The following is a 12435-nucleotide window of genomic DNA, read 5'->3' on the forward strand; positions in this document are numbered from 1 at the left end:
CGCCTTTGCTCTTGCGAAAAGGTTTTTCTTTATCCATTGTGCTTATGTGGCGAATCTTACGCAGATGTGCTTCCAGTTCTTCCTCGGGAACTTTAAGCTCTAAACTATCCATAGAGGCATTGGCCTTTACAGGTGCACTGTCCACCGTCTGGGTATGGCCGCTGACCATCCCAGCATCTACGCAAAGTGTAAAAACCTTAGTGAATACTGCTTCAAAAACAGCTTCAGGAAAGAGTTGTCGTGTGCGGCTGATCGTTGAGTGCCAAGGAAGTTCCTCGTCTATGCCATAGCCTAAAAAGAAAAGAATGTCGAGACGCATCCCGCAATGGTCAACAAGCTTGCGGTCGCTGGTGATATTCTCCAAATAACCAACCAGACAGAGCTTGAAAAATACCACGGGGTCGATACTCTTCTGACCGCTCTCGCCATAAAAGTCCTTGGTAAGTACATATAAATAATTAAGGTCCAGAACCGACTGCAGCCGTCGATAAAAATTGTGCGCTGGAACGCGCTCACTCAAACGGAAATCGTTGAAGAGCTTTTCTTGGTAGATCTTTTTTCCTTGCATACCATGAAATTAAGGAAAATTGGTAACTTGTGCAACAGGCACAACAGCTATAGTTCATTGCGGCGGAATTTTCTGCTGAAAATTCTCGCCGTTTTGCTATCTTTCGGCTACAGCGGAAAAGTCCTTCGGACATTTTCCGCAACGAAACCATAGCCTAAACGTTGGCCCAAACTGAAAAATGGAAATTTCAATAAACATATCGAAACGGAAAAAGAGTATTTGGGATAATCCTATTATTGCTCTTTTTATGAAAATGATTATTTCTCCAATAATTTTCGTTTGCGCAATACTAACTGTTGTTTTTGTTGAAGGTTATGGCTTTGTGAAACATAAAATTTTTGGAATAAAGGAAAGAACTGTTAAATACAGTGCTCCAATTTTTATGGAGAACAAGAATTTTAAACTTATCAAAGAACATATTTTAGGTGGAATTGAAGAATATAAAATTGCCACAGACTTTTTGTTTTCTATTGCAGACTATGATGATGAAATAGAAATCTTTAAAGTCATAAATGACAATAAAAAAACTGAACTTGACGGAGAGTTTCTGACAGGATTTTATGTTGATTTGAAAAATGAAATTTTACTTCAAAGAATCAAGTACACTTCCAAAGGTGAACCAACATCGGAATTAATAGTATTTGATCCAAATACAGGTAAAGTAAATGTATGTGAGGAAATTGGAATTTTTGAATTGTATAAATTTGATAAAGAAAAGAATGTCATACTCGGAGGAAATAAAATAGACGATATAAGAATTAAAATAAAAGCCAGTGCCTGACAAAGAACTGAGGTAAAAAACAACGCTATTCTCCATTAATTTTTGATAGTATTATTTTAGGGGTATGGATTTCTGAAAGCCAGTTGTTAGCTGGAGAGGTTCGCGACGAGACACGCAACGGCTCATACACAAAAACGTTGGCAGCAATTAAAAAACAATAAAAAAAGCTACAATGGAAAAAATTTCAACAATTACATTACTAACAGCCCTATCGGTTTTTTTGATAAGCATTTTTCTTTATTGGAAGATTATGCGTTATAATAGCAAAAAAGAAATGGGTGCAGAAATGTATAAACAATGGACTTCGAGACTTTATTTTTGGCAAGGTGCAATATTCACCGGTACTGGAGTAACATTTCTAATACTGTTTCTTTTAAAATGGGCAGCTGTTTTGACTTTTTAGAAGTCTAAAAGAATTGCGTTTGCCGACAAAGAGCAGATTTAAACAAAACACTTTCCTTTATTTATTTTTTTTGACACTATTATTCTAAGCTACTTACCATAATCTTCACAGATTTTCAAGTAGGTTTGCATTTGCTAATTAGGTGCCTAAACAACTTATCATTCACTACAACATGGAACAAACAGAATTCTTAGAAAAAAATATATTTACTGATTTGAAAAATTTGAATGAAGGTTCAGAAATAGATGCCGTTCCATATTTTTCTGAGGATGATTTCGAAATTGTTCTTCAAAGGGTGGAACACTTCGGGATTGGAGTTTATACCATTGAGTCTAGACTAAATGGTGAAGTTTCCGAAGTTGCGGCACACGAAGATTTCAAAAAGAAAGCCACAGACCCAAAATGGTACAAAAAAGCATTTTTGACTTTTAAATCCCGCCAACCCGGACTTTCTTATTCTGCTACCTACAAAGTTTCGAATAAACTTTTAGCGAAACAAAACACTATAGGAGACGAAGAATTGAGTTAAAAACCCTGCTCTTCTTAAATTAATTTTCAACCGGAAAATAAAAAAAGCCCAACTCATGCTGGGCTTTTCTATTTTCAACTAAATCAAATTACAATATTTATTGTTCTTTTTTCGCTGGCTGCGCGATGGTTTCCTTTACTTGATCTTTAATCTTTTCTTTATCGCCCACAACTATCAACGTCATAGTTTCTGGAGTAATATATTTTTTTGCCATTTCCTGCACTTGTTGCGGGGTTACGGCATTTATGTTTTTCACTTGGTTTACCAAGAAAGATTCATCCAAATTGTGAACATCCAAGAAATTCAACTGCCCTATTATTCCGTTAGGTGTTGAATTTTGCAAAACGTAAATGCCAGATTTATAACTTTTCATTCCGTCCAATTCTGCTTTGCTTGGTGCTTCGGTTTGCAAACGCACAATTTCCTTTTTAATTTCATCTACCGAGGCGCCTGTAAATTCGGTAGTTACGTCGGCGCTTTCAAACCAAAGTCCGCTTTTGTAATTGGCTACCAAAGCACTGCTAGGAGAATAAGTATATCCTTTGTCCTCACGAATATTGCTGGTAATTCGAGACCCAAACGAACCGCCCAAAAGCGTGTTCATAACATCCAGCGCAATATAATCCTTGTTTGAAGGATCTGCCACGGGAAGCCCATAATAAATTGTCGATTGCGGGGCGCCGGGGCGATCAATGATTTTCACTTTTCCGTTGGACTGTGCCTGTGCAACAGGATAATTTTCCTTTGCACCCTTGCGCCAATCTCCCAATTGGCTTTTCACAACTTGTTTTACTTTCTCGGCGTCAAAATTTCCCACTATATAAATGGTGGTGCGTTGTGCCCCAAAATTTGCTTCGTAGAAGGATTTTACATCGTTCAAAGTGTATGAATCCACTTGTTCGGTTGTTGGATAAAGTCTTCCGTAGGGATGGTTGGGATACATTTCCGCGAAAAAATCCTGACGAGCTTGTGCCCCCGGCGTGGAAAGTGCAACCGTCAAGTTTCGTTTCATGTTATTTTTAAGGCGGTCCAATTCACTTTGCGGCAATTTTGGGTTTTCCAATACATCAGCAAGAATTTTCAATGCCTCGGGAGCAAATTCCGAAAGTACGTCAGTGCTGAGTGAAGTATTGTGCGAACTCACCCCAATATTCAGGTTACCACCCATTCCAGCAAGTTTGTCCTTTACGGAATAATCTGCGGTACTACCCTCTTTCATCAAATCACCCAACAAATCAGCAAGCCAAACTTGGTCTTTGGTTTCGTTGATATTTCCAGTTTTTAAGGTGATACTAATAGTTGCTTTTGGAATACTTCCGTAAGGTACCAGTACCAATTGTAGGCCATTGTCAAAATTCACCACTTCTTTTTTCGGAAGCGTAAAGTTTTTTGGTTCCGCTCCTTTTGGCGGAGTTTGTTTCTGCGCGATGCTAGGCACAGCGAGAAACAAGGCTATCAAAAATGTATATATTGAAGTTTTCATTTAATTTGTTTTTTCGTTGTTTGCCAAAAGTGGGTTTACTACCAAAATGGTGCGGTTTGTCTTTCTCAAATATTCTGAAATGGTCTTCTTCACAATTTCAGGCGTCACTTTTTTAAATTCGTCTTCCAAAGTATTTATACGTGCGGGATTGTCGTCAAAAAGGGCAAAACTGCACAGCAAATCGGCGCGGCCGAAACCAAAACTGCCTCCCAACTCATCATATAACTGAGAGCGCATTTTTATAATTGCATTGTCTATCATTTCCTGATTTACTTTAGCCGAAAGACCATCAATTACTTCATCAACAGCATCCATCAATTGTTTTTTGGAAGTTTCGTTGTCATAGGTTACATCGAACATAATCTGCATTGGACCGTTGTAATTGAACATATTTCCCAAATAATTGATACCTCCACTAACGTATGAAGTATACCCTTTTTCATCAACCAATTTTTTCTGAAGCAACGCATTGTCGCCTTGAATTAAAATCTGGTCCAAAAGGCCCATTGCATAATATTCAGGTGTATTTCTTGTTGGCATATGGTATGCCACTGCAAGCGCTGGTTTGTTTGCCAAAGAATCGTTTTTAGTGAATTCTTTTTCCTTTTCCTGCCTCGGCTCAGAAACATCTGGCTTTGCAGGTATTTTCACAGAAGGAATTCCTCCAAAATATTTTTCGATCCAAGCTTTTGCCTCGGCCATTTCAAAATCGCCAACAACAGATATTGCTGCATTATTGGGTGCATAATATGTTTTAAAGAAACTTTCAACGTCCTCTAAATTTGCGGCGTCAAGATCTTTTAAATCGCCTTAAAAGTTGTGGGCGTTATACCAATTGGTGTTTGCGTACTGCGGCATATCTAACCACGGAAACCCTCCGTATGGCTGATTTAGTACGTTCACTTTCACTTCATTTTTAACAACTCCTTGTTGGTTAGTGAGGTTATCTTGCGTAATATCTAGCCCTTTCATTCTGTCAGCTTCCGCCCAAAGCATGGTTTCCAGCTTATTTGAGGGAACAATTTCAAAGTAATTAGTAAAATCGAATCGGGTTGAGCCATTTAAAACGCCTCCATTTTCCTGTACCAATTTTATGAATTCCATCTTGCCCAAATTTTTGGAACCTTGAAACATCATATGTTCAAATAAATGCGCGAAACCTGTGCGGTCTTTCGGCTCTATCCGAAAGCCGATGTTGTAATAAGCAGCAACAATAACGGTTGGCGAAGATTTATCCTGAGATAAAATCACCTTCAGCCCATTGTTCAATTTGTAGTATTCTACCGGAATGTTAAATTCCGACGCTTTCTTTTTTTGTGCATTATCATTTTGGGCAAATCCTACAATTCCGGTCGCCAAAAACAAAAGCAGCAGCAGTTTGTTTTTCATAAATGGTGGTTTTTTGTTAAGAACAATAAATATAATGTAATATAATAGACCTTCGATTTATTAAATTGTTACAGAAAATTATTTTTATAGGAATAAAAAATTACTACCCAAAGTATTTATTTTGAACCTTCCGAAATATTAATTTTGTTGCCCGTTTCAATACTTATCTGTACTTTTAGTTTATGACAGAAGCCGCTATAGAAGAAGAGAAAAAAGAGATTGCCAAGCATTACAAGCAGTTGCTTAAAATCAGTTATCGCACCCTCACCAAGGAAGATAAAAAACTGATTCGCAGCGCTTTTGACCTTGCCGTGGATGCCCACAAAGAGCAACGCCGCAAAAGTGGCGAAGCCTATATTTTTCATCCTATTGCGGTTGCTAAAATTGTTGCCGCTGAGATTGGTTTAGATGCCACCAGCATCGCCGCCGCTCTTTTACACGATGTTGTTGAGGACACAACGTATAGTCTAGAAGATATTGAAAGCATGTTTGGCTCCGCCGTAGCCCGCATTGTGGATGGGCTTACTAAGATTGCACACATCTCTATGTCTGAAGATGTATCCATGCAAGCCGAAAACTTCCGGAAAATGTTGCTTACTCTGAATGAGGACATTCGTGTAATAATCATCAAAATTGCGGACCGTCTGCACAATATGCAAACGATGGACAGCATGCCGCCAGATAAACAGCGGAAAATCGCTTCGGAAACGCTTTACATTTATGCTCCCCTCGCCCACCGAATTGGACTTTACAATATAAAAACTGAACTCGAAGATTTAGGCCTAAAATTCACCGAACCCGAAGTGTATGCAGATATTCTTGGACGAATAAAGGAAAGCAAAGAAGAGCAGGATGCCTATATTGAAGCCTTCAACAAAGTGATAAAGGATTCTTTGGATGCCGAAGAGTTGCAATACGAAATTAAAGGTCGTCCAAAATCCATTTTTTCCATCCGAAGGAAAATGCTCGCACAGAATGTAAGCTTTGACGAGGTTTATGACAAATTCGCGGTTCGTATTATTTATAAAAGTACGCCAGAGAACGAAAAATTCTTCGCCTGGAAAATTTATTCTATCGTTACCGATCATTTCCGTCCAAACCCAATTAGGCTGCGCGATTGGATTTCTTCACCAAAATCAACTGGTTACGAAGCTTTGCATATCACAGTAATGGGTCCTAAAGGCCGTTGGGTAGAAGTGCAGATTCGCAGCGAACGCATGAACGAAATTGCTGAAAAAGGTTTCGCGGCACACTACAAATACAAAAACAAGGAAAAAGACGACGCCGGATTGGAAAACTGGCTGGACAAACTGCAGGACACCCTTGAAAATTCTGAAATAAGCGCCGTGGATTTTGTGGAAGAATTTAAACTAAACCTTTACGCCAAGGAAATTTTTGTCTTTACACCAAAAGGCGATTTGTATTCGCTGCCCAAAGGCGCAACGGCTTTAGATTTCGCTTTTCACATTCACACCGAAATTGGGATGCACACCCGTGGCACAAAAGTAAACGGAAAACTCGTTCCTCTGAGCCACGAACTAAAAAGTGGCGACCAAGTGGAAATAATTACATCAGAAAACGCCAAGCCTACTGCTAACTGGTTAAACTACGCAACAACGGGCCGAGCACGCTCCAAAATTAAATCGTCTTTAAAAGACGAAAAGAAACAACTCGCCGAGGAAGGAAAAGTAATTTTGGGCCGCAAACTAAAGTCTTTAAAATTAAACTTGGACGAGAGTATGCTCAATCAATTGGTGGTTTTCTTTAAAGTAAAAACCAGCCTTGACTTATATTATCGTGTGGGTGCCGGAATTATAGACAACCCAAAACTAAAGGATTTTGCAGCTTCGCGAAGCAACGCCTTTATCAGTTTCTTCAAAAACAGAATCCGAAAGCCTGACAAGCCTGAGGATGTTCACAAAGAAGAATTAACCGAAAAGTTTGATCAGTTAGTTTTCGGGAAAAACGAAGATAAACTGGATTACAAAATGGCCAACTGCTGCAATCCCATTCCGGGCGATGATGTTTTCGGTTTTGTAACTGTAAACGAAGGGATAAAAGTCCATAAGACCAACTGCCCAAACGCCTTGCAACTTCAGAGCAATTATAGTTATCGCATAATGCCCGCAAAATGGATTGACAGCACTCAGCGCGAGTTTAAGGCAGATTTAACCATTAGTGGAATTGATACCATCGGCTTGGTAAACGAAGTGACAAAAGTAATTTCAAACAACCTTCACATAGATATGAAAAGCGTCCACTTTGATAGTAATGATGGAGTCTTCACCGGGAAAATAGTCGTTGTGGTTAAAAACAAAACCATTCTCAACAACCTTGTGGAGAACATCAAAAAAATAAACGGAATTGATAAAGTTACTAGAGTGTAAAATTTAAGTAACTTTGCAAACTTAATTATGAGTTCAAAAACAAACATAAATAACCAAGCAATTGTAAAGAACGTTTTTACGGGTTTTCTTGAGAAAAAAGGACATCGTAAAACGCCGGAACGCTATGCTATTCTTCAAGAAATTTATGACCACGACGATCATTTTGACATTGAATCGTTGTACATTAATATGAAGAATAAAAACTACCGCGTAAGCCGTGCAACGCTTTACAACACTATTGAATTACTTTTGGAATGTGGCTTGGTGCGCAAACACCAGTTTGGGCAGAACCAAGCGCATTATGAAAAATCATATTTTGATCGCAACCACGATCACGTTATCCTCGCAGATGGCGAAGTGATTGAGTTTTGCGACCCGCGAATTCACAGCATTAAAAAAACCATCGAGGAGGTTTTTAATATTGAAATAACCAACCATTCACTTTATTTCTACGGAAATAAAAAAACTCCCGCCACAACCGATGACGGGAACAATTCCAAATAAATTATGGCAGTAGACTTACTACTTGGACTACAATGGGGCGACGAAGGCAAAGGAAAAATTGTCGATGTCCTGACAAAAAATTATGATATAATAGCGCGTTTTCAAGGCGGTCCAAATGCAGGCCACACCTTGGAATTTGACGGAATAAAACACGTCTTGCGGACCATTCCTTCAGGAATTTTCCACAAGGATTCCATAAATGTGATTGGAAACGGCGTGGTAATAGACCCTGTGGTTTTCGTGAAAGAGCTGGAAGGACTGGAAAAATACAATATTGATTATAAGAAAAATTTGATTGTTTCCAGAAAAGCACACGTTATTTTGCCTACACACCGTTTGCTTGATGCTGCTTCGGAAGCTTCTAAAGGAAAAGCGAAAATCGGTTCCACTTTAAAAGGGATTGGCCCAACCTATATGGACAAAACCGGAAGGAACGGAATCCGTATTGGGGATTTGGAATTGGAAAACTGGCAAGATAAATACCGCGCTTTAGCAGATAAGCATGAAGCCATGATATCTTTTTACAATGTGGATGTGCAATATGATTTGGCAGATCTTGAAGCTGAATTTTTCGAAGCAGTTGAAACATTGAAAACGCTAACTTTCATTGATAGCGAAGAATATTTGCACCAAGCACAAAAAGACGGAAAAACCATTTTGGCGGAAGGTGCACAAGGTTCATTGTTAGATATTGACTTTGGAACCTATCCATTTGTAACCTCTTCAAATACAACGGCAGCAGGAGCTTGTACAGGCTTGGGTGTTCCACCGAACAAAGTAAAAGATGTTTTCGGAATTTTTAAAGCATACACAACCCGCGTAGGAAGTGGCCCCTTCCCTACCGAACTTTTTGACGAAGACGGTGAAAAAATGGCGAGAATAGGAAACGAATTTGGAGCCGTAACCGGTCGCCCAAGACGCTGCGGTTGGTTAGATTTGGTGGCTTTGCGCTATGCCGTTCAAGTTAACGGAGTTACCCAACTAATAATGATGAAAGCAGATGTTTTGAGTGGTTTTGAAAAATTAAAGGTCTGTACTGCCTATAATTACAAAGGCAAAACAATTCACCATTTACCGTATAATATTGAAGCTGAAAACGTAACGCCAATCTTCACAGAAATGAAAGGCTGGTATGCCGATTTAACCAAAATGAGCGAAGCTTCGCAGTTACCAAAGACGTTGAATGATTATATTGATTTCCTTGAAAAGGAATTGGAAGTGCCTATCAAAATAGTTTCTGTGGGACCAGACAGAAAACAGACCATTCATCGGGATTAGGGATTAGGGATTTGGTCCTTCAACTGTGCTCAGGATGACAAAATCGTGATTTGGGATTTGGGATTTGGGATTTGGGATTTGGGATTTGGGATTTGGGATTTTAAAAATATCATTTGAAAATAAATACGGTATATAGTTTTTATCTTTTTTTTCTTCTCTACTTCGGATATGGAATAAATCTTTCCGCACAGGAAAAACAAAAGGTCGATATTCAATCGGGCTATCTGGAATTGCGCCCCGAATTTCCCGATGCCGCCATTTATACCAAGGACGAAGCCGGACAAGTTTATATCGTTCACGAAGGCGTGGAAATGTGGTGTGACCAAGCGTTTGTTTACTTAAAGAGCAACTTTGTAAAAGCTTACGGTGCGGTTCGAATTTCACAAGGCGACACTGTTTCCATGAACAGCAAATACGCTGAATACAACGGAAATACCCAGTTTGCATTCGCCAGTGGCGATGTGGTTTTAACCGAACCAAAAACCACCCTTCAAACCGATACACTTTACTTCGACAGAATAAAACAACAAGCCTATTACAGAACTGGCGGAACGGTTCGCGACACCGCAAGCGTTTTGACCAGTCGTTCCGGTAGATATTTCGCTGAAACTAAAAAATATCAATTTCTTTCCAATGTAAAAATCGTAAACCCAAAATATACTGTCAACAGCAACCAACTCGATTTTTACTCTGAAACTGGTGCGGCTTATCTTTACGGACCTTCAACCATTGTGAGTGAAACCAGCACTGTTTACTGTGAACGCGGGTATTACGACACACGGGGAGACACGGGTTATTTCGTAAAAAATTCAAAAGTGGATTACGAAAACCGAACGCTTTATGGCGACAGTATTTACTTTGACCGAAACAAGAGTTTTGCTTCAGCAACCAACAATATTCGGGTTCTGGACACTATTAATAAAAGTGTAATTCGAGGTCATTATGCCGAAGTTTTCCGTGAAAAAGATTCGGTTTTTATAACGAAACGAGCTGTAGCCATTACTGTTCGCGACGGCGACTCCATTTATGTTCACGCCGATACGCTACGGGTAACAGGAAAACCAGACAATAGAATCCTTAAAGGATTTTATCGCGCGCGACTCTTTAAGCCGGGAAAACTTGGCGACGATCCCACCAGCGGAAAATGTGACTCTATTTACGTAAATGAAAAACGAGGTATTACCAAATTACTCCGAAACCCTGTGCTTTGGAGCGGTGAAAACCAAATGATTGGCGATACTATACATCTACTTTCAGACACACTCACAGATAAACTCGATACCTTAAAGGTTTTTAACAATGCTTTTTTGGTTCAAAAGGACAGCATGGGTTTCAACCAAGTAAAGGGGGAACGACTAATTGGTTTGTTCACGAATAATGAGTTGGACACTGTAAACATTAACAAAAATGCCCAAGTAATTTATTATTCCCGGAACGACAATGAGGAATTAGTGGGTATAAATATTACGGTTTCCAGTTCTATTCAAATGTATTTGGAAGAACAACAGATTACCGGAATTCGGTTTATAAAAAAGGCAGATGGAAAAGTTTATCCGCCTTCCATGCTGCCTGAAAACGCACGTATATTGCCCGGTTTTCAATGGCGGGGCGAGGAACGCTTGTATTCTGTTGAAGATTTATTCAAAGGAAAACCTGTGCCCATACTTCCGAAAATAACGGGAATTCCTTTACCAAAAGATGAAGGTGAATTTTTTGAGGATATTCCAGTTGATAAAATTCAACTTCCTGAAGAATCCAAACTTAGCCCGAAAGATTTTCAAAACCGACCCGACGACCCAAAACCGGAAACTTTGGAAAGCGAGGCAAAACGGGATTCTATTAAGAAAACATTGAACGATTCCATTCAAAAAGCGAATGATTCCGTCCCGAATAATAATCAATAATGGCTGGTCGAACACCATCTAATGAAGAACGATTTCTACAAATACCAAGCACAAACAACCCCACACCCATTGGCGTTAGAGATTTCGCACGCCAAAGGGAGTTACGTTTATGACTCTTCAGGGAAAAAGCATCTCGATTTTGTAGCTGGAGTTTCAGCCTGTACACTTGGACATTGTCATCCAAAAATTGTTTCAGCAATAAAGAATCAAGCTGAAAAGTATTTGCACGTCATGGTTTATGGCGAATATATTCAAGAACCCGCAGTGGAACTTGCAAAATTGCTTGCTGAAAATCTTCCGCCGAATTTAAACACAACTTATCTAGTCAATAGTGGAACGGAAGCCATTGAAGGCGCATTAAAGCTCGCCCGTCGCGCAACTGGAAGAACCCAGCTTTTATACGCAAACAACGCGTACCACGGCAACACTATGGGCTCGATGAGCGTGATGGGTTATGAAGAACGTAAAAACGCTTTCAAACCTTTAGTGCCGGATTGTTTCCCTGTAAATTTCAATAACGAAGCCGATCTTCAAAAAATAACTAAGGAAACCGCGGCTATAATTTTGGAAACCATTCAAGGCGGCGCAGGCTTTATTCAGCCAGAGAATGATTATTTAAAAAAAGTCCGTAAGCGTTGTGACGAAACGGGAACGCTTTTAATCTTGGACGAAATACAACCAGGCTTTGGACGCACTGGAAGACTCTTCGCATTTGAACATTTCGGTATCGTTCCCGATATTTTGGTAATGGGAAAAGGAATGGGCGGCGGACTTCCTATTGGCGCCTTCACAGCTTCACACGAAGTTATGGGGTTGTTGCAAGACAATCCAAAACTTGGGCACATTACCACTTTTGGAGGAAATCCTGTAATCGCAGCTGCCGCTTTGGCTACTCTTAAGGAACTGACAGAGACTGATATTATTCAACAAACGCTTCAAAAAGAAAAACTTTTCAGAAAGCTTCTAAAACATCCATTGATTAAAGAAGTTCGCGGACAAGGCTTGATGCTTGCTGCAATGTTGGAAACTGCCGAAATCGCTTCCGAAGTAATTCTTGCCTGCAAAGACCGCGGATTGATACTTTTTTGGCTGCTTTTTGAAGACCGCGCCATCCGTATTACACCGCCACTTACCATCAGTAATGACGAAATTGCAGAAGGTTGCAAAATATTGCAAAACGTACTAAATAGAATCAAAAGCAATTAATTT

General features: G+C 39.6%; 11 protein-coding genes and 1 pseudogene. 8 read left to right on the forward strand and 4 right to left on the reverse strand.

Annotation, left to right across the window (positions count from 1 at the left end):
- Positions 1-568, reverse strand: a 568-nt coding sequence (locus ESU54_RS11470) for a transposase (RefSeq protein WP_211362145.1), incomplete at its 3' end; no start/stop codon positions are given.
- Between the two features lie 178 nt (positions 569-746).
- On the opposite strand from ESU54_RS11470, the gene ESU54_RS11475 reads away from it, so the two are divergent.
- From ESU54_RS11475 to ESU54_RS11485, 3 genes are all read left to right on the forward strand, one after another.
- A complete protein-coding gene (locus ESU54_RS11475) occupies positions 747-1349 on the forward strand; it encodes a hypothetical protein (RefSeq protein WP_146744015.1) in 603 nt (200 codons plus the stop codon).
- 172 nt (positions 1350-1521) lie between these two features.
- Complete coding sequence (locus ESU54_RS11480; protein WP_146744016.1) at positions 1522-1752, forward strand: hypothetical protein; 231 nt, start codon at positions 1522-1524, stop codon at positions 1750-1752.
- A 172-nt stretch (positions 1753-1924) separates the two neighbouring features.
- A complete protein-coding gene (locus tag ESU54_RS11485) occupies positions 1925-2281 on the forward strand; it encodes a hypothetical protein (protein ID WP_111845158.1) in 357 nt (118 codons plus the stop codon).
- 97 nt (positions 2282-2378) lie between these two features.
- On the opposite strand, the gene ESU54_RS11490 is transcribed toward ESU54_RS11485, so the two are convergent.
- From ESU54_RS11490 to ESU54_RS18095, 3 genes and pseudogenes are all read right to left on the reverse strand, one after another.
- Positions 2379-3764, reverse strand: a complete 1386-nt coding sequence (locus tag ESU54_RS11490; RefSeq protein WP_111845159.1) for a M16 family metallopeptidase — start codon at positions 3762-3764, stop codon at positions 2379-2381.
- A pseudogene (locus ESU54_RS18090) lies at positions 3765-4535 on the reverse strand (M16 family metallopeptidase); the annotation flags it as partial.
- Between the two features lie 39 nt (positions 4536-4574).
- Positions 4575-5153 (reverse strand): M16 family metallopeptidase, encoded by a 579-nt coding sequence (locus ESU54_RS18095; protein ID WP_235004604.1) that lies wholly within the window; start codon positions 5151-5153, stop codon positions 4575-4577.
- A gap of 182 nt (positions 5154-5335) precedes the next feature.
- Here ESU54_RS18095 and ESU54_RS11500 point away from each other — a divergent pair, with 182 nt between their 5' ends.
- From ESU54_RS11500 to ESU54_RS11520, 5 genes are all read left to right on the forward strand, one after another.
- Entirely contained in the window at positions 5336-7540 is a 2205-nt protein-coding gene (locus ESU54_RS11500; RefSeq protein ID WP_111845160.1) for a RelA/SpoT family protein, read from the forward strand.
- 27 nt (positions 7541-7567) lie between these two features.
- Positions 7568-8044 (forward strand): Fur family transcriptional regulator, encoded by a 477-nt coding sequence (locus ESU54_RS11505; RefSeq protein WP_111845161.1) that lies wholly within the window; start codon positions 7568-7570, stop codon positions 8042-8044.
- Between the two features lie 3 nt (positions 8045-8047).
- Positions 8048-9322, forward strand: a complete 1275-nt coding sequence (locus tag ESU54_RS11510) for an adenylosuccinate synthase (RefSeq protein ID WP_111845162.1) — start codon at positions 8048-8050, stop codon at positions 9320-9322.
- 113 nt (positions 9323-9435) lie between these two features.
- Positions 9436-11226, forward strand: a complete 1791-nt coding sequence (locus tag ESU54_RS11515) for an OstA-like protein (protein ID WP_235004605.1) — start codon at positions 9436-9438, stop codon at positions 11224-11226.
- Between the two features lie 21 nt (positions 11227-11247).
- Complete coding sequence (locus tag ESU54_RS11520) at positions 11248-12432, forward strand: aspartate aminotransferase family protein (RefSeq protein ID WP_111845163.1); 1185 nt, start codon at positions 11248-11250, stop codon at positions 12430-12432.
- Positions 12433-12435 lie beyond the last annotated feature (3 nt).

The sequence above is a fragment of the Aequorivita antarctica genome, from assembly GCF_007997155.1.
Classification (GTDB): Bacteria; Bacteroidota; Bacteroidia; order Flavobacteriales; family Flavobacteriaceae; genus Aequorivita; species Aequorivita antarctica.

Excerpts from the sequence above, each read along its gene's own strand:
- ESU54_RS11475 (WP_146744015.1), top strand. The coding sequence starts at position 747 with ATGGAAATTTCAATAAACATATCGAAACGGAAAAAGAGTATTTGGGAT.
- ESU54_RS11480 (WP_146744016.1), top strand. The coding sequence starts at position 1,522 with ATGGAAAAAATTTCAACAATTACATTACTAACAGCCCTATCGGTTTTT.
- ESU54_RS11485 (WP_111845158.1), top strand. The coding sequence starts at position 1,925 with ATGGAACAAACAGAATTCTTAGAAAAAAATATATTTACTGATTTGAAA.
- ESU54_RS11490 (WP_111845159.1), bottom strand. The coding sequence starts at position 3,764 with ATGAAAACTTCAATATATACATTTTTGATAGCCTTGTTTCTCGCTGTG.
- ESU54_RS18095 (WP_235004604.1), bottom strand. The coding sequence starts at position 5,153 with ATGAAAAACAAACTGCTGCTGCTTTTGTTTTTGGCGACCGGAATTGTA.
- ESU54_RS11500 (WP_111845160.1), top strand. The coding sequence starts at position 5,336 with ATGACAGAAGCCGCTATAGAAGAAGAGAAAAAAGAGATTGCCAAGCAT.
- ESU54_RS11505 (WP_111845161.1), top strand. The coding sequence starts at position 7,568 with ATGAGTTCAAAAACAAACATAAATAACCAAGCAATTGTAAAGAACGTT.
- ESU54_RS11510 (WP_111845162.1), top strand. The coding sequence starts at position 8,048 with ATGGCAGTAGACTTACTACTTGGACTACAATGGGGCGACGAAGGCAAA.
- ESU54_RS11520 (WP_111845163.1), top strand. The coding sequence starts at position 11,248 with ATGAAGAACGATTTCTACAAATACCAAGCACAAACAACCCCACACCCA.